Raw genomic sequence first — 26,765 nt, forward strand, 5'->3', positions numbered from 1 at the left:
GAAAAAATCTATAAAATATTAAGGCCCCGCAAAATTGCGGGGCCTTTTATTATTCATATACCCAAGTAGACGATATATAATTACTGAACCGAGATCCTTGTTCTGAAGTTTTGACTGCCGTTGGTCAGGTGCAGCATGTACATGCCACGAGCAACCGGACCGAGGTCGAACTGCAGTTTGTTGCCTTCAAGAGCAGTTTGTTTCTGGATAACCTTACCTGCCATATCCGTGATCACAACTTCTGACTTCTCAAGACCAGCTGGCAGTTCTACCGTGAACGCGCCAGTGTTCGGATTCGGGTATACTTTCACATCTGTAGTTACCATAGCTTCTACACCGTGGTTATCACCTTCTTCACCGTCACCAGTTCCGCTGTTCTTGTTGCTCGGACAGTCGCCCAATACACAGCCGTGTGCCAGGTGGGCAGCGATAGCTGATGTTGGCAGACACTGTTGTTGTGTGTTAGCAGGGTTGCCCGGAGGATAATGGCAGATCTTCACTTTGTTGCCACAACGTACATCTATTACCTGCACCGGCATGCTTTGCGTGATGCTGCAACCCGTACCGTCGGTAATAGTTACCGTATAGGTTGTGCTTACCAGCGGGCTAACCGATGTCGTAGCAGAAGCAGGGGTAACACTTCCAGTGATAGGTGTCCAGCTGTAGCTGCGTGGACCAACACCATCCTGAACCGTTGAGCTCAGCGATACCGATTGTGGACCATAACCCAGGTAGATCGTATGAATCTGGTGGTTGGCATTGATCGTGTTCACAGGGCTCACTGCAACTGCTGCATTGTTCAGCGCATGAACTGTGATCACCTGGTCGCAGGTAGTAAAGTTACCTGACACGTCAGTTGCTTTCCATGTGCGGGTGATCGTGTAGTTGTAGTAACCGCTGTTGGCTGGGTTGCTATTCTGAGTGCTTACGTCGCTGCTTGTTATGGCAACTGGAGAGCAATTATCAGAACCAGTTGCAGTACCATTGTCTGCTACACTTGTCTTACAGCTTACTGTTTTGTTAGCAGGACATGTAATGCTTGGTTTAGTAACGTCCTGTACAGTGATCACCTGGTTAGCTGATGTAGCGTTACCGGTCACGTCAGTCGCTGTCCATGTACGGGTAATTACATAATTGTAATGACCTGCGTTATTCACGTTAGCATTCTGAGTGCTGGCATCGCTGTAAGTAATAGCAACCGGTGAGCAGTTGTCTGTACCGGTAGCAGTACCATTAGCCGAAGTTGAATTATCATCCTGGCAATTCAGGGTGACGTTTGCAGGAACTGTGATACCAGGTTTAGTTACATCCTGTACCGTGATTGTCTGATCAGCCGAAGTGCTGTTACCAGTTACATCAGTTGCTGTCCATGTACGAGTGATCACGTAGTTGTAATGACCAGCGTTGTTCACATTAGTATTCTGCGTGCTGGCATCGCTGTAAGTAATAGCAACCGGTGAGCAGTTGTCTATACCTGTTGCAGTACCATTAGCTGTAGTTGAATTATCATCCTGGCAGTTCAGCGTAACGCTTGCAGGTACAGTGATACCAGGTTTAGTTACATCCTGTACTGTGATGGTTTGCGTGCAGCCATTGCTGTTGCCTGTTACATCAGTTGCCGTCCATGTACGAGTGATCACATAGTTATAGTGACCAGCATTGTTCACGTTTGCATCCTGGGTGCTCACATCGCTATGAGTAATAGTTACCGGACTGCAGTTATCATCCGCAGTCATTGCACCAAGTGACTCAGGTGTTGTATCATCCTGGCAGTTTACAGTTACAGTCGATGGACAGTTAGTAACTGTTGGCGCAGCAGCATCTTCTACAGAAATTACCTGTGTACAGCTGTTGCTGTTGCCAGTTACATCTTTCGCAACCCATGTACGAGTGATCGTATAGTTGTAATGAGCAACATCGTTCACATTAGCGCTTTGTGTGCTAACGTCACTGCGAGTGATCATTACAGGACCGCAATTATCATTAGCCGTTGCCGTACCCGTGGTAGATATTGAGCTGTCACCGTCGCAGGCGATAGTGATAGCCGAGGGGCAATTGATAGTTGGTTTAGTTACGTCTTGAACAGTTATTGTCTGAACGGCAGACACAGTATTATTGCTCGCGTCTTTAGCTGTCCATGTACGGCTAATAACATAGTTGTAGTGTGCCGCGCTGTTTATGTTCGCGCTTTGTGTACTTGCGTCAGTAAAGCTTACAGTTGCACCACAAATATCAGTTGCAGAAGCATTACCTGTTGCAGCCGGACCTGATGAACCATTGCAGTTAACAGTGATGTTTGCTGGTATATTCAGTACAGGTTTGATCGTATCCAATACGGTTACGATCGCGGTAGCAGATGAAGTATTACCGGTGGCATCTTTACCCACCAGCGTTACTGTGTTACTACCTACCATGCCGCAGTTAAAGCTCAGTAAAGGAACATTGGCAGGCGTCGTCATCTGATAAGTCGCTTGTATATACAGGCGTTTACCTGCACCGAAGCAAGGATCACCAAACAGGTCATTGCTAGCAGGAATGGTTACTGAATTCTGGCCAATTGCCAGGTTAGAAACTACAGACATACTGCTGGCCGAGTGGCAGCTGCTTGTTGTAAAGTTTCCACAAGATCCATTCGGCAGACCATAGCTGGCAAAGTTGATAGCAGAGATCACAGCGCCGGCAGGAGCCGTCAGAACCGCACTGTTGCCGTGCTCAACACCGGTAGCACAAATAGTGCCTGTTGTTGTAGTTGTACCTATCAGGCTCAGGCTCACTGTTCCGCAGTTGTCTGAAGAACCATTGTTCACATCGGCCGCTGCGATAGTTGCCACACCGCTCGCGTTCAAATAAGCAGTGATATTCTTAGTGACTACCACTGGATTCACATTATCATTTACAGTAACGGTGAATGAGCATTGTGCTGTACCGCAAGAATTGGCAGCAGTAACGGCAACGGTTGTCACACCTTTATTGAAGGTAAGACCAGAACCATTCCCTGCACCAGAACCGGCTGTAGCGCCACTCAGTGTATAGGTTACTGCGGGAGCAGGTGTACCGGTTACACTTGTTGTGTAGTTGACTACAGCATTACAAGTTGTCGATGTTGTTGCCACCTCGATATTAGATGGACAGGCAGCAAATACCGGCGCGGCATTTATTGTTACATTAACTGCTGCCGATTTATCTATGCAACCGTTGGCATTCACTTCCAGGGTGTAGCTACCACTGGTTGTAGCCGTATAGCTTGCACTGTTTGCATTTGGAATATCGTTTCCGTTGAGTTTCCATTGATAATTATAACCAGTACCTGTTTGCCCATTCAATACCACTGTAGCATCGCAAACAGTAGTAGGACCTGCAGGTGTAATAACCGCAACAGGCGGAGCAAAAGTAGCGCAGCTACCGCCGATGTTACCCGCAACCCAGTTCGATGTTGCACCGTTAAGCGCCATCGAATTCAGGGTACCATTATTATTATGACCACTAGCATCCAGCAGAGTGTTTACTGCGTTGTTGTTCGCATTCAGGAAACCCTGGTTGAATTGATAGTAAGATATAAGGCCTGCCTGGCCACCACCAAGCTGGCAGTTCATATTATTTTGTATCTCGCCCTGGCATAGTGCGCGATCCCAGATACGTACTTCATCCAGGCTACCATTCAGGAAACCATCAAACTGCGAGCGCTGGCGAACACCAAGTGTTGCAACATTCGTTTGAATAAATCCTGGATCAGCAAAGGTGAAATCTTCTGTTTTCACACCATTCACAAACAGCTGGCCTGTTGTAGCAGACGTACGCACGAAAGCTACGTGTGCCCACTGGTTAGGAGCAACCGGGCTGCTGGTAGGGTTAGCCACCAGGCCCACTGCAGCACCATTTCTTAATACCAGCTCATAACCGTTAGACCTCATGGTCAGCGAGAACATTGGGTTCAGCGACGATGTAAGACCTTCGGCATATATAGTAGCGTAATTAACACCATTCCATTTTACCCAGGCTTCTACAGTAAAGTTCTGCAGGTTAGCAATTGTCGGCTGGAGCACAACGCGATCGTTTGATCCATCAAAGTTCAAAGCTCCGGCAGGTATCGTACTAACTTCAACCGTCGTTACAACAGTATCCTTACAGCCTTGTGCGTTAGTGCCGATAAGTGTATAGATACCGGCATTAACTGACTGTGCGTTTGTAATGGTTGCCGAAGTGCCGCTGGCTGAGTAGTTATTAGGGCCACTCCAGCTATAGGAGGTAGCATTACCAGAAGCAGTCAGTGTCACTGCGCTGCCCTGGCCAACCGGACCATTGTTTGATGCGGCGATAGTCGGAACAGGATTGATCGTTACGCTAACTGCAGAAGAAAGTACCGGGCAGTTTGTTGTTGATACTTCAACTGTGTAGTTGCCGCTGATAGTTGCAGTATACGTTGCAGCATTAGCGTTAGCTATGTTATTACCATTAAGTTTCCACTGGTAAGTATAACCTGTGCCTGTGCTGGCGTTCAGTACTACTGAACCACCACAAACTGTAGTAGAACCTGCTGGTGTAATAGTAGCAACGGGTACAGTATACGCTGCGCATGCTCCACTTACATTGCCGGTCATCCAGTTAGAGGTTGTGCCGTTTAATGCAAAGTTTTGCAGCGTGCCATTATTATTACCTGTTTCGTCAACAAGGGTAGATACGCCGGTATTTGCAACACCAACAAAACCTTGGTTAAATTTATAATAAGCCAGCAAGCCTGTTTGACCTGCAGGTAATTCACAGTTTTTGTTGTTGCTGATCTCAGCCGCGCAAAGTGCACGGTTCCAGATACGAACTTCGTCCATATCGCCTATATACTTCAAAGATGGGTTCTGGTTGTTACACACATTGCTACCCAGTTGCAGTACGCTGGTATTTGTCAGGTTGAACAAAGACACTGTACCTGTTATGTTCAGAGCACCATCAATATATATTGACATCGTAGTTCCTTTCCTGGTAATTGCAAGGTGGTGCCATTGACCATTGTTGATCGCTATGGTGCTGTTCAGACTACCGCCTGAAACGCCATTATTGATCTCCATGCCAGGCTTACCACCACCAACGCCGATATTCCAAAAGTTGCTTGCGTCGCAGATAGCACGTTTGCCTATCAGGTAGAAGTTCGACGTTTGCGTGGTGCGCACGTTCATTTCAACAGTAAAGTCTCCTGTGCCGAAGTTGCCAAGCGTGTTATTGATGTTAACGTAATCGTCAACACCATCAAAGTTCAGCGCAGTAGCAGCAGGAGCTACAAGAACCGTGGTTGATGCAGTATTCTTACAGTTGTTGCCATCAGTTCCTTCTACCGTATACACACCGGCATTGATCGCTTGTGCATTATTGATAGAAAAACCAGAACCTGCGGCTATATAATTATTTGGACCGCTCCATGTGTAGTTGGTAGCACCTGTAGCACTTGCGGTAATTGTTCCACCTTGGTTTACCGGGCTATTGCTGGTTGCAACAACATTTGGAAGCTGGTTTACCGTTACGGTACCGGTGGCCGATGTAGAACATGCCAAAGCACCATCAGAAACCGTTACTGTATAAATAGTGGTAGAACCCGGGGAAACCGTTATAGACTGAGTGTTTGCACCACCGGGACTCCACAAGTAGGTTGGATTGTTCGCATTGGTTGCAGCAGTAAGTGTTGTCGACTGACCCACGCAGATAGTTTTGTTGGCAACGGTAGCCGTTGGAGACGACACGTTGATGATCATCGACTGCTGGGTTTGTTGACCCGTGTTATCTGTAACTGTAAAGTTGACAACAAAAGAACCTGTCTGGCTTGCCGTAGGGGTCCAGCTAAAGTTAGAGCTCAGCCCCGTGCTACCTGTAGCAGGCAGCGAAGGCGACATGCTAGCGCCTGCAGGCATACCTGCAGCTGCGAGAGTAACCGTTGCACCGGCATCAGGATCTGTGGCGGTCACGGTAAAGTTCACAGAACTATTACAAACGCTTATTGGGCTTGATTGGTTGATAGCAACTGAAGGAGCCACACCAACCACCGGAACGATCTTCATCAGGAAGTCGATCGGCGTTTTGGTTTTTACGTTGCCATTGCCATCCAGATCTTCGATCATCACCTGGACAGTCCACAGGTTGGCCTGGTTAAGCGTAGACGTATTCCACGTTACAACACCGGTATTGGCATTAATCGTCAAACCAGCCGGCGCAGGCACTCCACTTTCTGTAGACGTAGCAAGGCGGTAACGTAAGTTGTCACCGTTAGGATCTGAACCCACTACTGTAAAACTGGCTGAAGTAGATGCAGGCAGCGTTACGATGGGGGGCTGAGATGTAACCGGGGAGCTGTTTGTTCCGAAAGGTGTTACCGAGGTTTCCATCCTATACCCACCGTTGGCACCGTTATTCAGGGTAGCCACCCTGGCGCTGCCGGCTACTGCCGCTACGTAAGGGCCGTTACCTGCATATGCGTGGGGAATACCTGCATTGTTGGTATTCGGCTCCAACGCCTCACCCAGTATCCAATCTTCAGCAACACTATAAGACGTTACAACAAATCGCAGTGTGCCGGTGTTCGTGTTATCACCAAAGTTCAGGGCCGTAGCACCTGTAGTTTCGGTGATGATGTCACCAACTATGGGGCGGCTATCCGTACCAGTACCAGAATAACTGGTGCGCCGGAAGGCGGCTTTAAAGCTGAATTTCACGGTACCGTTAGTGGCCGTCTTCGACCAACTCAACGATCCGTAACGGAAGTGCGAGGCCTCCGCTCTGACGAACGAAAGCAAGAGAACGGGAAGCAGTAAAATGGCGAGACGCCATGCCCGTTGCAACTGGTGTTTCATAGATGTTGACATTTTTTTATTCGTACTGGGGTCAAAAAAATAGGGAGAACCGGCCGCCTTTATGACGCGCTAATTCTCCCTAATGCATTAACCACTTTCTAATTGATCAGTTATAAATAGCTGATCCTGAAAATGGGACACAAATATTATCAGACTAATATTTAATGTCAACAGTTACAGCGTTACATGTTCGTTACAAGTTATTTCATATTGATTATCAGTACAAAACGAATAACACTATAATACTCTATTAATTGATTGAAAACACCTTGTAACGACCTTCCAGCCACCCAAATGTTGCCCATTACGGTGCAGATCAAAGAAAAAGCTCCCGTTCCCGGGAGCGCATTGACAATATATTCCAGCAAAAGTCCTGAGTCTGTTTCGTCATGTAACAGACAAATCGACATACCATATATAATAATAGTGCTGCTACGAACTATGATCGGCAACGATGACCCATACGTCATCAATCTTCTTTAATAGTAATGTATACGACCCCTCCAGGTTGCCTACAGTTCGCTCAAGGTGCCATTTGCCTACCACGAAGTAGTATTTGTCTGACAGCTTTGACAAGCTCACAATGGTGGAAGTCAGCTTGCCCATCTTCTCAGCATCGGGGTAAGACTTTTTATAGCGGTTGAGGGTGGGCGTATAACCATAGGTTGGTCCGCTCTTGCCGATGAACAGCAGGCTGTCGTCTTCCCAGTATCCTTTCATATAGCCTTCTATATTGCCCTTGTTCCACTCGGTCACTTGTTTCATCAGCATGGTGCGGATGGCCTGTTCATCTTTATTGCCGGCAAATGCCGCCACGGACAGTGCCATGGCAAGCAAGGTTATGTATAGTTTCATTGGGTTAAAATAAAAAAAGGTAATCAAAATGGCCTCTGATTACCTAAGACATAGGATGGTTTTAAAGGGGCGGGTATACGAAAGATTTTCAGGTTAGGGTTTACAGGTGGCTTTATAGGTAGCTCAAAGGTGCTGATAATCTGCGGTTCAGCTTTGTCACGTTTTGTGAAATGGCGGTTTCATCCATCGAAACGCAGGTTTGGTTTAATGAATTAAAACTCCGGCTTTTATGGTTTTACCTATTTTTGCCACCGTTATGGCAAACGAGAATACCCTGCAGAATATAATTGCACATTGTAAAGAATACGGATTCATTTTCCAGTCGAGCGAGATATATGATGGCCTGGCGGCTGTTTACGACTACGGTCAGTACGGCTCCGAGCTGAAGAAGAACATACGCGACTACTGGTGGAAAAGCATGACCCAGATGCACGAGAACATTGTGGGTATCGATGCGGCCATCTTTATGCACCCCACAGTATGGAAGGCGAGCGGGCACGTTGACAACTTCAGCGACCCGATGATAGATAATAAGGACAGCAACAAACGCTATCGCGTAGACCACCTGATAGAAGGCTATGTGGAAACGCTGGATAAAGAAAAGGGTGACGCCCTGCTGGCCCAAATGGATCAACTGTTGGCTGCAAACGATTTCGCGGGACTGAAAACACTGATAGAAGACAATAAAATAAAATGCGCCATCAGCGGTACTGTTAACTGGACGGACATACGCCAGTTCAACCTGATGTTTGCTACCGAAATGGGTTCTGTGGCTGATGATGCTAACTTAGTTTACCTGCGTCCTGAAACGGCACAAGGTATCTTCGTCAACTTCCTGAATGTGCAGAAGACCGGCCGTATGAAAATACCTTTCGGTATCGCGCAAACAGGTAAGGCTTTCCGTAACGAGATCGTAGCACGCCAGTTCATCTTCCGCATGCGCGAATTCGAGCAGATGGAAATGCAGTTTTTCGTGCGCCCGGGCGACCAGATGAAATGGTACGAGTATTGGAAAGAAACACGCATGAAATGGCACCTGAGCCTGGGCATTCCGCAGGAACGCTACCGCTTCCACGACCACGTGAAGCTGGCCCACTATGCTGATGCAGCCTGCGATATTGAGTACGATTTCCCAATGGGCTTTAAAGAGGTAGAAGGTATCCACAGCCGCACCGATTTCGACCTGAAACAACACCAGCAGTATAGCGGTAAAAAACTTACTTATTTCGATACTGAACTGAACCAGCACTATGTGCCTTATGTTGTAGAAACATCTATAGGTCTTGACCGTTGTTTCATGATGGTGCTAAGCCAGGCTTATAAAGAAGAAGACCTAAGCGCCGATGGTAAAGAAGATAGCCGCGTAGTATTGAGCCTGCCCGCTATGCTGGCGCCCATAAAACTCGCAGTATTGCCACTGACCAAAAAAGACGGCCTACCAGAAATTGCACGTGAATTAATAGATCAGTGCAAACCATATTTCAAATGCTTCTTCGAAGAAAAAGACAGCATTGGTAAACGTTACCGCAGGCAGGATGCCATCGGTACTCCTTTCTGTGTAACGATAGACCACCAAACTAAAGAAGACCAGACAGTAACAGTGCGCCACCGCGACAGTATGACGCAGGAACGCATACCGCTGGCTTCTGTAAGAGACATGGTGATGAAAGCCATACAAGCTTTTTAGTTTAAATTGCCGGTTAATAGCCGGCAATTTTATTTATGTCAGGTCACCGCTTCCCAAACGAAATGTCCGCGGTTCTGAAAGAAGAACTGGGACTTGCACTACCCGAAACAATTTCGCAAGACGAGATCGTGCAGCACCTGGCTAAAAAGATCGCTACACTACTAAAGGGCAACCAGGAAACTCTTTTCCAGATCATGTACCGGCTGGACGTATCGGAGAAGAAGCTAAACGCTGTGATAAGGGAACCAGACGCAGCCTTCAAAATAGCCTGGCTGGTGTACGAGCGCCAGCTGGAAAAATACCGCAGCCGCCAGCAGCACAAAGCCACAAAAAAAGACCCCGACAAAGACCTGGAATGGTGATGGATAAAGGGTTTTATAGATACTTTTTAGTAATTTCGTCTACTTCTGTTTACTAATCGTTTACCCCATATTGGCATTTTTCAAATGAAGCGGATCATTATAGCAGGTTGCTCTCTATTCTTTATTACTGCAACGGCATTAACCGCCTGCAAGCCTGATCCTTCGCTCGGACCTGACCATAGTGGCGACATCGGTTTCGAAGTGCCTAAGGGCTGGCCGGCACCGGTTTACAATTTCCAGGGCAATACACTGACCAAAGAAGGTTTTGAGCTGGGTAAAAAGATATTTTTCGATCAAAGGCTTTCGCGAGATAATTCTACTGCATGCGGGAGCTGTCACCAGCCGTTTGCAGCGTTTGCGCACCTCGATCACGACCTGAGCCACGGTATTAACAACCAGCTTGGCAACCGTAACTCTCCGCCTATTTTCAACATGAACTGGCATACCAGCTTCTTTTGGGATGGCGGCGTGAACCACCTTGAAGTGCAACCCATTGGCCCTATACAGAACCCTGTGGAAATGGGTGAGCAGCTGGAACACGTAGTGGCAAAGCTGGCCGCAGATGCTGAATACAAAACAATGTTCAAGGCAGCATTTGGCGATGAGACCATCAACTCGCAGCGCATGCTGAAAGCACTGGCGCAGTTCATGGGATCAATGGTTTCCAGCAATTCAAAGTTTGATAAATACAGGCGAGGCGAAGCCGGCGGTGCTATGAACGAGAGTGAACTGAATGGCCTTGCTGTTTACCAGGATAAATGTGCGGGTTGTCATAAAGAACCGTTGTTCTCAGATTTCGAGTTCCGCAACAATGGGCTGGAGCCAAACGCACTCAACGACAGTGGCCGTGCACGTATCACGCACCTGCCGGGCGATATGCGCAAGTTCAAAACACCATCGCTGCGCAACCTGAAATACACACCGCCATATATGCACGATGGCAGATTCACGACGCTTGAGCAGGTGCTCGACCACTATGCAAGTGGCGTAAAACAATCGCCTACGCTTGACCCGATGCTGCAAAACGGCATACAGCTGACTACGCAGCAACGCACAGACTTGTTAGCGTTCCTAAATACCCTCAATGATGAGGAGTTCGTAAAAGATAAAAGATTCCAGGAACTGAAATAAAATTGAAAAAGACCTTAATCAAGGTCTTTTTCAATTTTAGCTATTTCCACCACTTCAAACGTGGTGTTCACAGGATGTGTGTGACAAATTTCTTCCTGCCCGTTAGTATTGTATTTCACCTTTACATGCATACCATTGCTCTGGAAAGCAGAAGGAATATATGCAGGACGCACCAGCTTTCCGTTCTCCAGCTTCAGCACGTACCCGCAACCATCTTGTGCGATATCGCCGGTATCTACAACCGTAGCTTTCACAAGATCTTTATCAGGATTACATGAAACCGCAAGTAACAGAATAAGCGCCGCGCCCGGTAAATATTTACGCATGATCGGATGTTGAGATAAGTAAATTCAGGAATGAAAATACTAAAAACTTTTAAAGATGCAATTATGCCGTGAACTTATATCCAATACCCCTTACCGAGTGAAAGTGCTTCGGATTGCGGCTATCGTGCTCAAAATGCTTCCGGAAGTTGAGTATGAAGTTGTCTATTGTACGCGTGGTTGGATATACGTTGTACCCCCATACCACCTGTAAAATATGCTCGCGGCTCACCACTTCCCCTTCGTGTTCTACCAGTAATTTCAGCAGGGCAGCCTCTTTTTTGCTCAACTCCTGTGTCTTTCCGTTCACATCTATGCACTCGTGGGCGGCAAAATCTATCGTGCACCCGTCAAACTTATATACGTCGGGTACCGCATGCGGGTCTTTGATCTTTTTATTCTTCACTATCAGCTTCTCTACCCGCAACAGCAGCTCTTCCAGGTTAAAAGGCTTGGTCATGTAGTCGTCGCCGCCTTTTTTCAGGCCTTCTACCCTGTCGGCGCCGGTATTGCGGGCAGAAAGGAACATAATAGGAACATCGTTGTGCTGCATCCTGATGGTCTCGCATACCGTGATTCCGTCCATGTCGGGCAGCATGATGTCGAGGATAATAAGGTCAAAGTACTCGTTCTTGACCATTTTGATGACTGATGGGCCGTTGTCTGCAGTGGTTATCTCATAACCTTCCAGTTCCAGGTTTAGTTTCAGGGCTTCACGAAGGCTTTCTTCATCTTCTACCACTAACAGTGAGGCTTTCTTAGCTTTTGTCGTCATAAGTTTCGTGTTTTGGTTTCTAAACATAAAAATAATGACAATTGATTATTGCCTCCAAGCTAGACTGTAGATATGGTTTTCGCATGACAATTAGGGCATTCCTTAATATGAATTATCACTAATGCGTAAATATTCTGCAGGCTTTTTGGTCATTGCTTAATAATACATACCTTTGCCGTCCTTTATGCGGGTGTGGTGAAATTGGTAGACACGCTAGACTTAGGATCTAGTGCCGCGAGGCTTGGGGGTTCGAGTCCCTCCACCCGCACCACAAATAACAACAACAGCCGGTCGATGATCGGCTTTTTTTAAACTTTAAAAAGCTATATAAATGGCTACGGTAACACGTGAAAATATCGGCAACCTGCACGAAAAGATCACCGTAAAACTTGCTAAGGAAGATTACCTCCCCTCTTTCGAAAAATCTCTGAAACAATACGCCAAAACTGCTAACGTACCGGGTTTCCGTAAGGGTATGGTGCCTGCAGGCATGGTAAAGAAAATGTACGGCCAGTCTATCTTCAGCGATGAAGTACTGCGTACTGCCGGCAGCAAGCTGGAAGATTACCTGAAGAACGAAAAGGTAGCCATCTTCGCTCAGCCAATGGTAATGCCTAGCGAAACGCCAATACGCCTGGATATGAATGCTCCAAGCGATGTTGACTTCACTTTCGAGATCGGTCTGAAGCCTGACTTCGAGATCGCTCCGCTGAAAGGCAAACCAGCGCTGACCAAATACAAAGTAGCTGTATCAGACAAAATGCTGGAAGATGAGATCGAGCGCGTAAAACGTCGCTACGGTAAAGCCGAAGACCAGGAGTCTGTAACAAACAAAGACAACATCATCTACTGCAAATACGAAGCTTGCGATGCTGATGGCAACGTACTGCCTGAGGCCAACATGGTAGAAGACACTGCACTGCTGGAAAAATACCCTGCTAAACTGCAAGATATGCTGATGGGCAAAAAAGCTGAGGACACCCTGGTTATCCAGCCTGCAAGCGTTTGCACTGAAGAAGAACTGGCTGGCTTCATGAAAGACCCGCTGAAACAAGGTGTAGAAGCTGCCAACAACTACTACAAACTGACGCTGACCAAAGTAGCACAGCTGATACCTGCTGAACTAGGTGAAGCACTGTACTCACAGTTGTTCCCTAACGACGAGATCAAAGACGAAGCTGCTTTCAAAGAGCGCATCCGCACTGAGCTGAGCCGCGAATACGACCGCATCAGCAACGAGCGTCTGCACAACGAAATATACGAACTGCTGGTACACCAGACTCCGCTGCAACTGCCTGTTGACTTCCTGAAACGTTGGATGCGTGAAGGTGGCGACAAGCCAAAGAGCGAAGCTGATGTAGAAAAAGAATTCGGCGGCTTTGATCACCAGCTGCGCTGGACGCTGATATCAGACAAACTGATCCAGGACAACGACATCAACGTTACCCGCGAAGAAGTACTGGAAGATCTCAAAGGTCGCGTACTGGCTTACTTCGGTATGAGCGTTGAAGATGCAGCTGATGCACCATGGCTGGACGGCTATATGCAGAAAGTGCTGAAAGACGACAAAACAATGGATGAGACTTACCGTCGTATCCTGTTCGACAGGTTGTTCAAACACCTGGAAGGACAATTCAGCCTGGCTGAGCAAGAAATATCAGAAGAAGAGTTCTTCAAACTTCCTGATGCACACGCTGCTCACCACCATCATCACTAGTAGGTTCACTCCTAAACATACAAAAGCCCCGCATTGCGGGGCTTTTCTTTTATCGGTTCTTCTTCTTAAAGTTGAATTCTTCTTTCGCGTCCTGCCCGCCCTGCTTGCCTTCTATTCGTGCATACAGCGTGCTATCCGATGTTCGTTTATAAATGATGCGTTGCGGGAAGTCGTGTTCGGGATTTTCGAAAACCGCTTCATTGTCTACGATCTTCGTTTCTTTAAACAACACCGGTTGAGCGTTGTTCTGATTAGCTACTGTTGGAATATACCACAGTTCATCACCACGTTGCTCCAGCCGAAGCTTTTCCGAAAACATCACATCCCCATTGTTAGTTGTAAACGTGCCTTCTCCTATATAGGATGTGTCTGTTTCTTCCTGCCACTTCTCAACGAAAACGCCGTTGGGCATTTCCTTTACCCATTCCCCGAGCATCCAGCGCACATTATTGATGCGGCGATCTATAACATGCTCCTCAGTTCCCGAAGCGGTTTGTGCGATCTCATCAGAACAGGCTGTAAGCAGCAATACCGGTAACAACAGGGGTAGTAGTCGTTTCATGATTTTTTGATTTCAAGGATAATAATAAACAGTCTCGGCTTTAACGCTAAAATTAACACATACCACTTACCGCTGGTATAGTTTTTACTCCCTCTCTCGCAGTGAAATTTGGATGATCATGGGCGTGTTAGCGTGGATAATTTTCGGACTTATAGCAGGACTTATTGCCAAAGCAATTCATCCAGGCAAAGATCCGGGTGGTTGGATCCTGACGATCATTATCGGTATCATAGGTGCGGTAATAGGTGGATGGATCGGTATGGCGCTGGGTTGGGGAGATGTGAATGGATTTTCTTTCCGCAGCTTTCTGCTGGCCATAGGTGGTTCTATACTCCTGCTGGTGATTCTGAGAATGATCAGAGGAAAAGACGTAGTGCATTAAGACATTGGATAGTTGACCGCTATGAATAATAGCGTTTGTTTGATGGGGCAACATGGTTAGTTGCCCCTATCGCTTTATAGCAGCACAACGATGGCATACATTTTTGATGAGTCAGCTTATGCATATCGACAGACTTATAGAACAGACGCGCGACATAGTAAAAACACAATACGAAGGCATGGAACGACTCTCGATGGAAGAAAGCGACCCTGCCATACTCAAAGACGACTTGTTTGAAAAACTACAGGCTTTTATTCCCGGCATGACCAAAGACGACATGACGATATTGTACCGCGAGCTGCAGATGAGCGGCGATATCACACTCGTCTCCAATGATACGGTTACGTTCTCAAAAAAATTTATCGGGAAATAATTACACCCTTGCGCGCCACGGCAGATCTTCCACACCATTGATGTGGGCGATATAACGTGCCAGCACAAACAGGAAATCCGACAGACGGTTCAGGTATTGTATGATCAGTTCTGGTATTACTTCCTCATCTTGCTGCATGTGGACGCAAATACGCTCTGCCCTGCGGCATATACAACGCGCCACGTGGCAAGTAGAAGCTGCAAATTGTCCACTTGGTATAATGAACGAACGCATTTCTGGCAGCACTTCATTCATCTCGTCTATACGCTGCTCCAGCCAGCTCACGTCTTCTGCATGCACATCCGGCAATTTCATCTTTACTTCCTTATCAGGATTGGTAGCCAGCACAGAACCAACAGTAAATAGCCTGTCCTGTATCTCGCGCAGCCAGCCGCTTATTTTTTCGTTGGCCGCAGTATCATTCACCATACCAAGGTAGGAGTTCAGTTCATCAACCGTACCGTATGCTTCTATGCGTATGTGACTCTTAGGCACACGCACGCCGCCTATAAGACTGGTGCTGCCCTTATCGCCTGTTTTAGTGTATATCTTGAATGCCATCGAATGTTGTTTAAGTAAGTTTTTCTTTCGTCATTTCATGCCGCTTATCACTCTCCACCACACCGTCTCTTATCCTCACTATGCGGTGGGTATAGTTCGCTATATCTTCTTCGTGCGTTACCAACACTACTGTGTTACCACTCGATTGTATCTGGCTGAACAACTCCATGATCTCTACCGATGTTTTGGTATCGAGGTTACCCGTAGGTTCATCGGCCAATATCAACGATGGATTATTGATGAGCGCTCTTGCAATGGCCACACGCTGGCTTTGTCCACCAGATAGTTCATTGGGTTTGTGGTGCGCGCGCTCTGCCAGTCCTACTTTGTTCAGCATCTCCCTCGCCCTGTCTTCACGTTCTTTCTTGCCCACTCCTGCATATATCAGTGGTAGTGCTACATTCTCCCATGCCGTCAGCCTGGGCAGCAGGTTGAACTGCTGGAACACGAAACCGATCTCATTGTTGCGGGCATCTGCCAGCTCATCGTCATCCATCCTGCTCACGTCCTTGCCATTCAGTACATATTGCCCGGCGGTTGGTGTATCCAGGCATCCTATGATGTTCATCAGGGTCGACTTGCCCGAACCCGAGGGCCCCATCAGTGCCACATATTCGTTCTGGGAGATGAGCAGGTCGATGCCTTTCAGTACCGGCAATTCCTGCCGACCGAGAAAATAACTCTTCCTGATATCGGCCAGGCGGATGATCTCTTTCATTTCGGATTTAAGGTACAATTACAGCACCGTTTTCAAAAATACAGATAATTTTACCGCCACTGTTTTATATGGTTCGCTTCCCCAATTGCAAGATCAATCTTGGCCTCTACATCACCAACCGCCATGCCGATGGTTACCACGACCTCGAAACGGTATTCTACCCTGTTCCTTTCCGCGATGCATTAGAAATAGTGCCTGCGAAGGACAAAGCATCTATCCACCTGAGTGGGCGCACGGTGGCGGGAGACAGCACAGACAATCTTGTCTGGAAAGCGTACCAGATGCTGAAGGAAAAATTTCCACAGCAGGTTGGCGAGCTGGACATCTACCTGCACAAAGCAATACCCATGGGTGCGGGACTCGGTGGCGGTTCTGCCGATGGCGCTTTCATGCTGCAACTGCTCAGCGATCATTTCAAAATCGGATTGACCGATGCTCAACTGGTGGATACCGCCCTGCAGCTTGGCAGCGATTGCCCTTTCTTCATCTACAACACACCGCAGTTTGCCAAAGGCCGTGGTGAGCAGATGACACCCATCAATTTGGATCTGTCGGGCTTTAGCTTATTGCTTATTTGCCCCTCGGTTCACGTATCAACAGGCAAGGCATTCCAGATGATCACACCTCGCCCTGCTCCTTTCGACTTACGGGAACTGGATAAGCTCCCTGTTATTGAATGGAAGGATAACATCACCAACGATTTTGAAGCGCCGATTTTTGAGCAGCACCCCGAACTGGCAGCTATCAAACAACAATTATACACGGGCGGCGCTGTTTATGCCTCTATGAGTGGCAGTGGCAGCACTATCTTTGGTCTGTTTCCTAAAGGGAGGAAGACCGGGATCATTACTTCGCTGGATTACGAAAGCTTTTATGTGGAATAGGATATACCCAAGCATGAGATATTTTCTTTTGATCGCACTCGCATTTTACTTTAATGCTGCTTCAGGGCAAGAAATAAAAGGCAGCTTTAAACTTCAGAGAATCGACTCATCGCTTTTGGATAATGATGGCTATTACCTGTTAGAGTTTAAGAAAAGGTCTGCCCGCTATTATTTCCTTTCAAAGAAAAGCAGCTCTGTGAACGGTGAGCTCATCCAAATAGGTAAGAAGTATAAACTTACAGCCGCAGAAATGATAGACTATGTTAATGCTGGAGGACTGCATGTAACTATCGCTGGAAGATGGTTTGTAATATTTGGTGAAAATAGCAGACCGATACTAGATCTAAAAGCTGGAGAGTACCTTTACTCTACGAATTGCATTAGCGGATTATATTTCGTCTGCGAAAAGAATAAATAAAATAAAGAAGCCGCTGTCAAAAGACAGCGGCTTCTTTATTCATCTCTCTAACGCATTACTGTTGTTGTATAAACACCTTCGACCGGTACACTCCTTTGCCATCCACTACCTGTATCATGTACAAGCCTTTTATCGCGTTGTCGATGTGCAGGTTCAGGAATTGTGAACCATTGGCCGGCTGACTGATAATGACCTTTCCGTTCATATCCGTCACGTTTAGTGTTGCCGAACTTGTCACCTCTTCAGGCACTGCTACCACAAAATCACCGGTGCTTGGATTAGGATAAATGTCAAGCGCTTTCCCTGACATTCCCGGGCTCATCTTTGGTCCAAGGATATCACATTCGCCCAGCGAGCATCCATGCGCCAGGTGAGCCGACACTGCATTGGTGTCTATGCAAATAGTCTTGCCTTTGTGACAGACCTTAACCTTGTGCGAACCACAGCTGATATCCAGCACATCTATGGTCACCGTGTCACTGACATAGCAGTTATTAAGCGTGTCCGTTATCGTCACCACATAAGTCGTGGTAGTATCAGGCGACACTATAATGAGCGGTGATGTTGAATCTATCAGCACAGCATCAGCAAACCAGTTGATGACATAGCCGCTGTTACTGTCCAGGTCAATAGACAGGGTGGCGCTCTGCGGACCATAGCCCGTATACAATGTCGGCACACCGTTGATAATGATCGACGCAGGGCTGACCAAAATGGTCGGATCTAGCGTGTCAACTACAAATGTGTCGGTAGCCACGCAATTGTTGGTATCTGTAACGGTCACCCAATAAGTACCAGCTGGAAGAGTATCGATGTCTTCCGTTGTATCGCCGGTGCTCCACATAATGGTAAATGGCGTGTCTACGCTGTTCAGGATGGTCAGGTTGATCATACCGCTGTCGCAGATGATCGGCGTTACTATACCCGTTACAGCCAGACTGCAGGGGTTAGGTGGAGGCGGGACAGTGGTGGTATCTCTTACCAGTATGTACAGGGTTCTGGAGTCGTTCAAAAAGCCCGGACTGTTGTCGGTAAGCGTATAGGTGATACCGTGCAAACCGGTGTCAGCTATCAGCGGTGTCCAGTTGAACGTGGACCCGATGGTGCTGCCACCGCCTGACATGTGCACTTTAAAAGGCAGGGCCGGCGTCATGGTGGATAAGCCCGGCAGCAGGGTAGACATCATAGTAACGGAGTCTCCCGGCTGGGGTTTGCTCCCGTTTGGCTGTTTCACGTCCACATCTTTTCCCAATACCTGGAAACTAAGGTGTTGGCCCACGTCCACCTTGAGGGTGTCATTAGCGGGCGGTGTAGGCCCGAGAAATTGAGGTGCGTGCTGGTTTTTGGCGGTAACGTTTTGCGTCGATAATAAGTTGACGCCCACTGCGGCGACCAGTAGTAAGGCCGCCTTGAAAATTGGTGAAAGTTCTCTCATGTTCCCTTATATTTTGGCGTTAATAATCCCTCAATTTAACCCGGAATTAATGGAGCAACCTCATTCATAACACTATATTTTATGATATAATGTATAACATTATGGATTTTCAAGGTGTAACGAACGCATTGATTTTCACCGCATACGTAAAAATACAACAGGGTGTTGTGAGACTGTCATGACAAAACAGAAATAGCCGCTGTCATCAGACAGCGGCTATTTCTGTTATTTAGAACCCTTTCGGGTGGATAACCTATTTTACTGAAGCAACCAGGGCTTTGAAAGCTGCTGGCTCGTTCATAGCCATATCAGCTAGTACTTTACGGTTCAGGTCGATGCTTTTAGCGCTCAGTTTGCCCATGAACTGTGAGTAGCTGATACCTTCTTCGCGGCATGCAGCGTTGATACGTGCGATCCACAGTGCGCGGTAGTCGCGTTTCTTGATCTTACGACCAACATATTTGTAACCAAGACCTTTCTCAAGGACGTTCTTGGCAACGGTATAGACATTTTTACGTTTTCCGTAGAAGCCTTTAGCTTGCTTCAGGATTTTCTTTCTTCTTGCGCGTGATGCAACGGCATTTACCGAACGTGGCATAGTACTCTTTGTTTTTTTGACCCCGACTCACCTTATTGGGAGTTTGAGGTGGTATAATTTACACTTTGTTTTTCCTTCCCATTCGGGACAGGATTATATCCCTTTATTAACCCAGGGACTAATGGGTATCTTAACCTCTCAGACCCAGCATGCGTTTAACCAGGTTCATGTTCGCAGTGTGTACGAACGCAGCCTGACGCAGGTGGCGCTTACGAGTTTTTGATTTCTTTGTCAGCAGGTGGCTTTTGAAAGCCTTGTACCTGCGGATCTTGCCCGTACCTGTTACTTTAAATGTTTTTTTAGCACGGGAGTGAGTCTTCACCTTTGGCATGGTCTCAATTTTGGGATGGCAAAGGTAACATTATTTTAAATTTCTCCAAAATAATATTACTGTTATATCTGCAACGAGACTGAAAACTAAGAATTTGTGTGTTGCATATAGAAAAACGCCATGATTATCAGGTCCTTTTCCCGTTCGGCAGGCAAATTTCGGCCTAAAAGCCGGATAATTGGCATAGCCTCTTATAAATCATACCTCATAAAACTCAAATTCGCCTGCTATTCTCTATTTTTACACCAACGACGACGAATACTATATGCCACTACTCAGATTCAGGGTTTATTGGGAGGAAGACGACCAGGTTTACCGCGACATTGAAGTAAAGAACGGCCAGACTTTCCTGGAATTTCATAAAGCTATTTTACAGGCCTACGAGTTCGACGGCAAGCACACGGCCTCGTTTTTCGAGAGCAATGACCGCTGGACTCGCGGACGCGAGATCAACTCTGAGGTACTGGTCAATAAAAAAGACGCCCCTGCGCTGTCCATGATGCGCACACCGGTGTCTGCACTCATAGCAAAGCCGGACCAGAAGTTCCTCTACGAATACGATCCCGCCAAAAAATGGAGTTTTCTCGTAGAGCTGATAGGTGTGGTAAAAGAGGAAGATCCCAAACGCACTTATCCCTTCGTGCTGCGCAAAGAAGGCATTGGCCCTGCGCAATATGGCATTAAAGGCGTAAACCCGGACAAGCTAACGGAAGTAGAAGAAAAATACGACCTCAGCGCCGATGAAATGGCCGAAGGCTTCGGCAACGAAGGCGAAGACGGCACTACCAGCTTCGGTTTCGATAACTCGGGCGGCGGCGGTGATAGCTACGAAGAATAATACTTTGAGCAGCTCATCCAAAACGGTTTATATCATAGCAGGCCCTACCGCAGTAGGTAAAACTGGTCTCGCTATACAGCTAGCCAAACGTCTTGACACATCCATAATCTCTGCCGACAGCCGCCAATGCTATGAAGAAATGAGCATCGGTACAGCCAAACCTACGCCTGGAGAACTTAGCGAGGTAAAGCACTATTTCATAGGCGGCTACCCGGTATCAGAGGCGCTTACTGCAGCCAATTACGAAACGATAGCGTTAGACTATCTCAACAAAATATTCGAACATCGCAACACTGCCGTAGTTGTTGGCGGTACAGGCTTATACATCAAAGCCCTTACCGAAGGACTCGACAACATGCCTGAGGTTAATCCCGAGATTGCCGCACAGGTAAACGAAGACTATACCATACAGGGCCTATCGTGGCTGCAGCAAACGGTTCGCAACGAAGACCCGGAATTCTACGCCCACGGCGAAGTGAAAAACCCGGCCCGCCTGTTGCGCGCGCTCATCTTCAAACGCTCTACCGGCGCCAGCATCATTCACTTCCGTACAGGAGAAAAGAAAGAACGCCCCTTCGAGGTGGTTAAGATAGCGCTCGAACTGCCCCGTGAGGTCTTATACGATCGCATCAACCGACGGGTAGATATCATGATGGAGGAAGGCCAGCTGGAAGAAGCAAAAGCACTGTACCCGCAACGGCATTTAAAGAACCTGCAAACGGTTGGTTACACCGAGCTGTTCGACTACTTGGACGGGAAGATGACCCTGGAAGAAGCCGTAGACAAGATCAAGCAAAATACCCGCAACTACGCCAAGCGCCAGCTCACCTGGTTCCGCAAAGACAAAGACTTTCATTGGTTCAGTACCGATGACCCAACTGCCATCGATAAGATACTGGCCATAAAATAATAAAGCCCCGTAGTACGGGGCTTTATTATGACTATCGTTGCTATTAAGCTTTCTTCGTGTTGGTAGCAGCTTTTTCTTTGCTAGCTTCTTTGCCACCTTTTTTGCAGCATTCTTTCTTTGCTTCACCTTTTTTGCAGCAAGCTTTTTTGCCTTTATCGCCATCGCAAGCAAAAGTTACACCTGCTATCAGAAGGGCGCTTAAAAGAAGAGTAAGTTTTTTCATACGGATTGTTTTAGGACACTAAAGTTAGGTATTTCCTGCTAACGAAGCTGTTACGCAGGAGGTTTTGGAACATTTTAACATTTTAGATATGCGCGATCACGCTCAGGCCACCCTGTACCACCTGACCTATCTGCACATCTACCTTGGTACCGATGGGCAGGAACAGGTCAACACGTGATCCGAAGCGGATGAAGCCAAACTCTTCGTGCTGTTTCACCTGGTCGCCTTTCTTTACATAAAAGCAAATGCGGCGGGCCAGCGCACCAGCTATCTGGCGCATCAGTATCTCCATCTTGTCGTTCCCGATAACGATAGTGGTACGTTCGTTCTCGGTAGATGATTTAGGATGCCACGCTACGAGGTATTTACCTGGGTGGTATTTCATGTAGTTGATAACGCCACTGATGGGGTTACGGTTTACGTGCACGTTGAGCGGCGACATGAAGATCGACACCTGCAGGCGCTTGTCTTTGAAATACTCCGGCTCGAAGGTCTCTTCTATCACTACTACCTTGCCGTCGGCTGGAGCATAAATGGTGTTCTCCCCGTGCACGAAATTCCTGTTAGGCAGGCGGAAGAACCAGATAACCCAGAACCACAGCAGGAAGCAAACGAACTGGATCGGCCACATCAGCCATGGCCAGTCCATCAAAAATTCGGTGCTCACATAAAAGATGATAGCCCACAGTAAAGATGCTATCAGGATGTACTTATACCCTTCGCGGTGCAATTTCATGGCGGCAAAACTAACTCTTTTTGACTATCCTAAAAATGAAGGAAATGTGACTATGACTCTCTAACTGCGACACCAATCAGCCCTAATCAGTCAAATCACGGTTGATCTGAGGTTCAGAGATCAGACCATCAAATACACCAGCAAACACGCAAACGGCGCGGCAAACAGCAGCGAGTCGAACCTATCGAGCGCGCCGCCGTGGCCCGGCATCATAGTTCCTGAGTCCTTTACATTGGCTGTGCGTTTCAGCTTCGATTCAAACAGGTCGCCGATAGTACCAAGTACAGCAGCGCACAAGGCTAGTGCCATCCATACTCCCATACCATAAGGAAGGTTGGTATAATAACCGAAAATGCCTGCACCAACAACAGTGAGCAACGCACCGCCTATGGTTCCTTCCCAGGTTTTCTTAGGCGATATTTTAGAGAAAGGTGTCTTGCCAATGAACGAACCTACGAGATAGGCCATGGTATCATTGGTCCATATCATCAATATCAGCGCTAGTGGAAATACCGGTGGCATCATATGTTTTTGTCCCAGCAGCAGCAGCGCTTCCAACGGCATTGCTATGTATAACATACCAGCCAGCGCCTGCAGCCTGCCATCGGCAGCAAACTTGTTTTTTTGCAACAGTAATGGTACAGCAGCCACCAAAGGCCAGAAACACAGCATCACCGGTGCTGCCGACATTTCATAATATACCTGCAGTAGCATCAATATTATTAGCGACATTGTCTGCACAACGGCAGGAAGCGCCTTGGGCCACTTAGCAGCTGGGTATATCTTCTGTATCAGCCGGAAATAATCGCGCAGGCACAGCGCCTGTATTAGCGCCACCAGCGCCAGGAAACCCCAGCGATGCAGCAGCAAACCCGCCATCATCACGATGCAGAAAACTACTGCGCTACCCAGACGGGTAAAGAATGTAGGCCAGTGTAAAGCCATGGATCAGTTAATTCAGTTAAAAGAGTTGTTCTGGTTCGTCGCCATCGGCGCGTTCTTCATTTCCTGCTTTATGCTCTGGTCTTTCCTCCCCTTTAAAGTCGTCCGACCAGTCATCAGGCAAGGGCGTGCTGTTTTTCCATAGCAGGTAGAACGATCCGGCAAACAAGGCGGCTCCCGCGCCTATCAGCCACAGCGGTATGCTGTCACCGTCTACAAACGCTTTTATCGCGGCGTTCTTCGTACCCAGGTACATCATCACTATCTGCAAGCCATTGTTCAGGAAGTGCGCCAGTATGCTCAGCCACAGCGAACCGGTAAGGTAATAGATACCACCCAGCAGCACGGCTGCAAAAAATATCGCAAACAGGCCAACCGGGTTATAGTGCACTACAGCAAACGTTAGCGCCGATACCGCAATAGCCACACCGGTTCTTTTATTACGGGAGTGTATAATGCGCATCACAGCCCCACGAAACAGGAATTCTTCGCTAATGGCAGGTATTATCGACATCACGATAAAACTCTTCACAAAATCGGCAGGCGAGTGCATCGTCAGCAACGCCTTCATAGCAGTATCTGTGGTGTTCTGCATTTCTTTTGCCTTGCCAGCCAGGTTTATCTCGCGCATCAGCGATTCCAACCCCAGCAGCAGGGGCATAGCACCCAGCATCACCAGCGGTACCAGCACCCAGTGTATCGCCTTTCCGGGCTTACGCAGCCCAAGGTATTCGCCCGGGCGCGGGTGCGCCAGGTAGGCAAACAATAAGGCAGGCGCCAAAAACACGCCGATAGACGAAATGCCTTGCAGCAGCAGGAAGGCATCTTTTATACGGCCGCTGCTCTGCTCGTTCAGCCCCGCGACCTCGGCAATGGGCACTCCTGTGAAAAAAGGGACCACCAGGTAGGCCACCACGGTGAAGAAGGAGGTCAACGTAAAGATCATCAACACGAACAACAGGAACTGCATCCCCCACGGATACTCTCGCCAATATCGGTTCTTGAACATTAAGATTTTTTTCGCAGGCAAAGGTAGCACCCTATCTAAATATTGGCAGAATAATTGCTTTGGATTTACAAACCGATGATAATACTAAGACAGGAACTATATATAGCCCGGGAACTCAACATTAATTCGAATTTTAATATAACTCCGTTAACCTCGTTTCTTTTATCTATTTTTGTACGTTTTTACAACCGCGTGAATGGAAGAAATAGCCGCTGGGCCACTACTTAGCAAGATCAACTCACCAGCTGATCTTAAAAAATTAAGTAAAGCCGACCTTCAACAAGCCTGCAACGAACTCAGGCAATTCATCATCGACTGTGTAAGCGTACACGGGGGCCACTTCGGCGCCAGTCTTGGCGTGGTAGAGCTTACCGTTGCCCTGCATTATGTGCTGAATACACCCGATGACCAATTGGTTTGGGACGTAGGCCACCAGGCTTATGGACATAAGATACTGACAGGTCGCAGGCAGATATTTCATACCAACCGCAAATATGGCGGACTGAGCGGTTTCCCTAAGCGCAGCGAGAGCGAGTACGATGCTTTTGGTGTCGGCCACTCTTCTACTTCTATCTCTGCGGCATTAGGCATGGCCATTGCCAGTAAATACAAAGGCGAGACCGACCGCCAGCACGTAGCCGTGATCGGCGACGGTGCTATGACCGCTGGTCTTCCTTTCGAGGCGCTGAACCACGCAGGGGTGAGCAACAGCAATGTGCTCATCATCCTCAACGATAACAACATGTCGATAGACCCGAACGTGGGTGCGCTGAAGGAATACCTGACCGACATTACTACTTCTCATACCTACAATAAGTTCCGCGACGATGTTTGGAAACTGCTGGGCAAACTGCCTTATGGCGAAATGCAGCAGGGCATGGCATCGAAGCTGGAAGCCAGCCTGAAGGGTCTTGTATCTAAATCGAGCAATATGTTCGAAGCGATGAAGATGCGCTACTTCGGCCCGATAGACGGACACAATGTGCTGAAGCTGGTAGAGATACTGGAACACCTGAAAGACATACCCGGACCAAAACTGCTGCACATAAAAACAGTAAAGGGCAAGGGCTATGACCTGGCCGAGAAAGACCAGACGTTGTGGCACGCACCGGGTACGTTCGATAAGATCACCGGTAAGATCAATAAGAAAGTAGTTGCCGTTCCCGAGCCACCTAAATACCAGGATGTATTCGGGCACACCATAATAGAGCTGGCAGAAAAGAACCCTGCTATCATGGGTATCACTCCTGCTATGCCTTCAGGCTGTTCGCTCAAGTTCATGATGGACAAGATGCCTGACCGTGCTTTTGACGTAGGCATTGCCGAGCAGCACGCCGTAACGGTGAGCGCCGGTATGGCTACTCGTGGCCTGCGTGTGTTTTGCAATATCTACAGCTCGTTCATGCAGCGTGCTTACGATATGGTGATACACGACGTAGCTATCCAGAAGCTGCCTGTCGTCTTCTGCCTCGACCGTGCCGGTCTTGTAGGCGAAGATGGACCAACGCACCACGGTGCCTACGATATTCCGTTCATGCGCTGCATACCTAACCTTATTGTCAGCGCACCGATGAACGAACAGGAACTGCGCAACCTGATGTACACATCGCAGCTGGAAGAAACCAAGCTGCCATTTGTGATACGTTACCCGCGCGGACAAGGTGTGATGCCTGAATGGCGCACTCCGTTTGAGAAAATTGAAATAGGTAAAGGCCGCATCGTTAAAGAAGGTGAAGAGATCGCGATACTCACGATCGGCCACCCGGGTAATTTTGCAGTAACGGCATGCGCAGGTTTAGCCATCGACGGATTGAACCCTGCACACTACGATATGCGTTTTGCCAAGCCGCTGGATGAAGAATTGCTGCACGAGATAGCGCAGAAGTTCCACAAGATCATCACCGTTGAAGATGGTACTGTAGTAGGTGGCTTTGGTAGTGCAGTGCTCGAGTTCATGGCAGCCAATGGTTATACACCAGAAGTAAAAATACTCGGCATACCAGACCGCATAGTAGAACACGGCAAACCAGAAGAACTGCACCGCGAATGCGGCTACGACGCCCGCGCTATAGCCGAGGCTGTGAAAGAAATGGTAGGTGATAATGTGAAAGAAGCAGTGACTGTATAAGACAACAACGAACTATAATAATAAAGGCTGCCGGATG

The 26,765-nt window shown here is 47.7% G+C and carries 25 protein-coding genes and 1 tRNA gene; 12 read left to right on the top strand and 14 right to left on the bottom strand.

What is annotated here, in order from left to right; genetic code table 11:
• Nucleotides 1–80: 80 nt before the first annotated feature.
• Together P2W83_RS05140 and P2W83_RS05145 are read right to left on the bottom strand one after the other, a co-directional pair.
• Nucleotides 81–6,830 carry a LamG-like jellyroll fold domain-containing protein gene (locus P2W83_RS05140; RefSeq protein WP_276132626.1) on the bottom strand — a complete coding sequence of 2,250 codons (6,750 nt, stop codon included), beginning with the start codon at nt 6,828–6,830 and terminating at the stop codon, nt 81–83.
• A 432-nt stretch (nt 6,831–7,262) separates the two neighbouring features.
• Nucleotides 7,263–7,685, bottom strand: a complete 423-nt coding sequence (locus P2W83_RS05145) for a YybH family protein (RefSeq protein WP_276132627.1) — start codon at nt 7,683–7,685, stop codon at nt 7,263–7,265.
• 229 nt (nt 7,686–7,914) lie between these two features.
• On the opposite strand from P2W83_RS05145, the gene P2W83_RS05150 reads away from it, so the two are divergent.
• The 3 genes from P2W83_RS05150 (at nt 7,915) to P2W83_RS05160 (ending at nt 10,865) form a co-directional block, all read left to right on the top strand.
• Complete coding sequence (locus P2W83_RS05150; protein ID WP_276132628.1) at nt 7,915–9,372, top strand: glycine--tRNA ligase; 1,458 nt, start codon at nt 7,915–7,917, stop codon at nt 9,370–9,372.
• A 62-nt stretch (nt 9,373–9,434) separates the two neighbouring features.
• Nucleotides 9,435–9,734, top strand: coding sequence for a hypothetical protein (locus P2W83_RS05155; protein WP_276132629.1), 300 nt, complete (start codon nt 9,435–9,437; stop codon nt 9,732–9,734).
• A gap of 84 nt (nt 9,735–9,818) precedes the next feature.
• Nucleotides 9,819–10,865 (top strand): cytochrome-c peroxidase, encoded by a 1,047-nt coding sequence (locus P2W83_RS05160; protein ID WP_276132630.1) that lies wholly within the window; start codon nt 9,819–9,821, stop codon nt 10,863–10,865.
• Nucleotides 10,866–10,879: 14 nt separating this feature from the next.
• On the opposite strand, the gene P2W83_RS05165 is transcribed toward P2W83_RS05160, so the two are convergent.
• Together P2W83_RS05165 and P2W83_RS05170 are read right to left on the bottom strand one after the other, a co-directional pair.
• Nucleotides 10,880–11,191 (bottom strand): hypothetical protein, encoded by a 312-nt coding sequence (locus P2W83_RS05165; RefSeq protein ID WP_276132631.1) that lies wholly within the window; start codon nt 11,189–11,191, stop codon nt 10,880–10,882.
• Nucleotides 11,192–11,252: 61 nt separating this feature from the next.
• Complete coding sequence (locus tag P2W83_RS05170; RefSeq protein ID WP_276132632.1) at nt 11,253–11,963, bottom strand: response regulator transcription factor; 711 nt, start codon at nt 11,961–11,963, stop codon at nt 11,253–11,255.
• A gap of 186 nt (nt 11,964–12,149) precedes the next feature.
• Between P2W83_RS05170 and P2W83_RS05175 the strand changes: the two genes are divergently transcribed.
• Together P2W83_RS05175 and P2W83_RS05180 are read left to right on the top strand one after the other, a co-directional pair.
• Nucleotides 12,150–12,234: transfer RNA gene (locus P2W83_RS05175), tRNA-Leu, on the top strand.
• A 60-nt stretch (nt 12,235–12,294) separates the two neighbouring features.
• Nucleotides 12,295–13,680, top strand: a complete 1,386-nt coding sequence (locus P2W83_RS05180; protein WP_276132633.1) for a trigger factor — start codon at nt 12,295–12,297, stop codon at nt 13,678–13,680.
• A 49-nt stretch (nt 13,681–13,729) separates the two neighbouring features.
• On the opposite strand, the gene P2W83_RS05185 is transcribed toward P2W83_RS05180, so the two are convergent.
• Entirely contained in the window at nt 13,730–14,242 is a 513-nt protein-coding gene (locus tag P2W83_RS05185; RefSeq protein ID WP_276132634.1) for a DUF6265 family protein, read from the bottom strand.
• 118 nt (nt 14,243–14,360) lie between these two features.
• On the opposite strand from P2W83_RS05185, the gene P2W83_RS05190 reads away from it, so the two are divergent.
• Both P2W83_RS05190 and P2W83_RS05195 read left to right on the top strand, forming a co-directional pair.
• Complete coding sequence (locus P2W83_RS05190) at nt 14,361–14,624, top strand: GlsB/YeaQ/YmgE family stress response membrane protein (RefSeq protein WP_276132635.1); 264 nt, start codon at nt 14,361–14,363, stop codon at nt 14,622–14,624.
• A gap of 106 nt (nt 14,625–14,730) precedes the next feature.
• A complete protein-coding gene (locus P2W83_RS05195; RefSeq protein WP_276132636.1) occupies nt 14,731–14,997 on the top strand; it encodes a hypothetical protein in 267 nt (88 codons plus the stop codon).
• Here the strand turns inward: P2W83_RS05195 and P2W83_RS05200 are convergent, their stop codons facing one another.
• Both P2W83_RS05200 and P2W83_RS05205 read right to left on the bottom strand, forming a co-directional pair.
• Nucleotides 14,998–15,558: a cob(I)yrinic acid a,c-diamide adenosyltransferase gene (locus P2W83_RS05200; RefSeq protein ID WP_276132637.1), complete on the bottom strand. Its 561-nt coding sequence runs from the start codon at nt 15,556–15,558 to the stop codon at nt 14,998–15,000.
• 10 nt (nt 15,559–15,568) lie between these two features.
• Complete coding sequence (locus P2W83_RS05205; RefSeq protein WP_276132638.1) at nt 15,569–16,276, bottom strand: ABC transporter ATP-binding protein; 708 nt, start codon at nt 16,274–16,276, stop codon at nt 15,569–15,571.
• A gap of 68 nt (nt 16,277–16,344) precedes the next feature.
• On the opposite strand from P2W83_RS05205, the gene ispE reads away from it, so the two are divergent.
• Nucleotides 16,345–17,160, top strand: coding sequence for a 4-(cytidine 5'-diphospho)-2-C-methyl-D-erythritol kinase (gene ispE, locus P2W83_RS05210; RefSeq protein ID WP_276132639.1), 816 nt, complete (start codon nt 16,345–16,347; stop codon nt 17,158–17,160).
• Between the two features lie 13 nt (nt 17,161–17,173).
• Entirely contained in the window at nt 17,174–17,578 is a 405-nt protein-coding gene (locus tag P2W83_RS05215) for a hypothetical protein (protein ID WP_276132640.1), read from the top strand.
• Nucleotides 17,579–17,633: 55 nt separating this feature from the next.
• On the opposite strand, the gene P2W83_RS05220 is transcribed toward P2W83_RS05215, so the two are convergent.
• From P2W83_RS05220 to rpmI, 3 genes are all read right to left on the bottom strand, one after another.
• Nucleotides 17,634–19,013 carry a T9SS type A sorting domain-containing protein gene (locus tag P2W83_RS05220; RefSeq protein WP_276132641.1) on the bottom strand — a complete coding sequence of 460 codons (1,380 nt, stop codon included), beginning with the start codon at nt 19,011–19,013 and terminating at the stop codon, nt 17,634–17,636.
• Between the two features lie 253 nt (nt 19,014–19,266).
• The gene (gene rplT / locus P2W83_RS05225; protein WP_276132642.1) at nt 19,267–19,611 is read right to left on the bottom strand and encodes a 50S ribosomal protein L20; all 345 of its coding nucleotides are present in this window, start codon (nt 19,609–19,611) and stop codon (nt 19,267–19,269) included.
• A 130-nt stretch (nt 19,612–19,741) separates the two neighbouring features.
• Nucleotides 19,742–19,942, bottom strand: a complete 201-nt coding sequence (gene rpmI, locus P2W83_RS05230; RefSeq protein ID WP_276132643.1) for a 50S ribosomal protein L35 — start codon at nt 19,940–19,942, stop codon at nt 19,742–19,744.
• Nucleotides 19,943–20,207: 265 nt separating this feature from the next.
• Between rpmI and P2W83_RS05235 the strand changes: the two genes are divergently transcribed.
• Together P2W83_RS05235 and miaA are read left to right on the top strand one after the other, a co-directional pair.
• Entirely contained in the window at nt 20,208–20,780 is a 573-nt protein-coding gene (locus P2W83_RS05235) for an IS1096 element passenger TnpR family protein (RefSeq protein ID WP_276132644.1), read from the top strand.
• Nucleotides 20,683–21,690 (top strand): tRNA (adenosine(37)-N6)-dimethylallyltransferase MiaA, encoded by a 1,008-nt coding sequence (gene miaA / locus P2W83_RS05240; protein WP_276132645.1) that lies wholly within the window; start codon nt 20,683–20,685, stop codon nt 21,688–21,690. Before P2W83_RS05235 ends, miaA begins: the two co-directional genes overlap by 98 nt.
• Before the next feature lie 43 nt (nt 21,691–21,733).
• Here miaA and P2W83_RS05245 read toward each other — a convergent pair whose 3' ends face one another.
• From P2W83_RS05245 to P2W83_RS05260, 4 genes are all read right to left on the bottom strand, one after another.
• On the bottom strand, nt 21,734–21,913 hold the full coding sequence (locus tag P2W83_RS05245; RefSeq protein ID WP_276132646.1) for a hypothetical protein: 180 nt from the start codon (nt 21,911–21,913) through the stop codon (nt 21,734–21,736).
• An 82-nt stretch (nt 21,914–21,995) separates the two neighbouring features.
• Nucleotides 21,996–22,649: a phosphatidylserine decarboxylase family protein gene (locus P2W83_RS05250; RefSeq protein WP_276132647.1), complete on the bottom strand. Its 654-nt coding sequence runs from the start codon at nt 22,647–22,649 to the stop codon at nt 21,996–21,998.
• 120 nt (nt 22,650–22,769) lie between these two features.
• On the bottom strand, nt 22,770–23,594 hold the full coding sequence (locus tag P2W83_RS05255) for a phosphatidate cytidylyltransferase (RefSeq protein WP_276132648.1): 825 nt from the start codon (nt 23,592–23,594) through the stop codon (nt 22,770–22,772).
• Between the two features lie 16 nt (nt 23,595–23,610).
• On the bottom strand, nt 23,611–24,600 hold the full coding sequence (locus P2W83_RS05260; RefSeq protein WP_276132649.1) for a CPBP family intramembrane glutamic endopeptidase: 990 nt from the start codon (nt 24,598–24,600) through the stop codon (nt 23,611–23,613).
• 196 nt (nt 24,601–24,796) lie between these two features.
• On the opposite strand from P2W83_RS05260, the gene dxs reads away from it, so the two are divergent.
• A complete protein-coding gene (gene dxs, locus P2W83_RS05265) occupies nt 24,797–26,728 on the top strand; it encodes a 1-deoxy-D-xylulose-5-phosphate synthase (protein ID WP_276132650.1) in 1,932 nt (643 codons plus the stop codon).
• Nucleotides 26,729–26,765 lie beyond the last annotated feature (37 nt).

Source organism: Polluticoccus soli (genome assembly GCF_029269745.1).
Classification (GTDB): Bacteria; Bacteroidota; Bacteroidia; order Chitinophagales; family Chitinophagaceae; genus Polluticoccus; species Polluticoccus soli.